Below are 677 nucleotides of genomic sequence, written 5' to 3' on the forward strand. Positions count from 1 at the left end.
AAACGGTACGCCGCGCCATCGGCGATGCGGGTGGACGCGTCGCGGAGGAGCTCGTGTTCGGCGACGTCTCGACGGGCGCGGAAAACGACCTCGATCGCGCGACCTCGATGGCGCGCCATATGGTGACGCGTTATGGCATGAGCGAGCGCATCGGACTCGCGACGCTCGGGGAAGCTGTCGATCCTCCAGGGTTGCCGGGGTTCGAGCCTTGGGGCGGCGCGCCGTGCAGCGAGGATACGGCGCGGCTCGTCGACGAGGAAATTCGCGGCGTGCTGAACGATGCCCATGAGCGTGTCGCGGCAACGCTTCGCGCACAGCGCGCGCCGCTCGAACGGATCGCTCGCCTGTTGCTGGAGCGTGACGTGCTGGACCACGAGATGCTGCAACAGGCGATTGAAGGCCAGCCGGCGCCCGTGACCGCTTGACGTGGATCAACCCCGGGAAGCCGCGCGCGACTACGCTGAAGGTGCGGTTTCACGGTGCGGACCGTCGTGAATGCGCGAGGCGGCGGCATTCGATTCGCCCGTCGCCTGGCGCCATCCGACGATGCTGCAAGCCGGCTTGCAGTCGGTCAATTGGGCCAGCTGATGGCCTGCTTATGGAAGGAGAGGGGCAATGAGCAATCTGACGCGTTTTGATCCGTTTTCGGTGGACCCTGTTTCAGAACTCTTTCAGGG

General features: G+C 65.6%; 1 pseudogene. It reads left to right on the top strand.

Annotation, left to right across the window (positions count from 1 at the left end):
* Positions 1-425 (top strand): annotated as a pseudogene (locus tag VSR34_RS38145) (cell division protein FtsH); the annotation flags it as partial.
* Positions 426-677: the final 252 nt, after the last annotated feature.

This window comes from Paraburkholderia sp. JHI2823 (genome assembly GCF_038900695.1).
Classification (GTDB): domain Bacteria; phylum Pseudomonadota; class Gammaproteobacteria; order Burkholderiales; family Burkholderiaceae; genus Paraburkholderia; species Paraburkholderia mimosarum.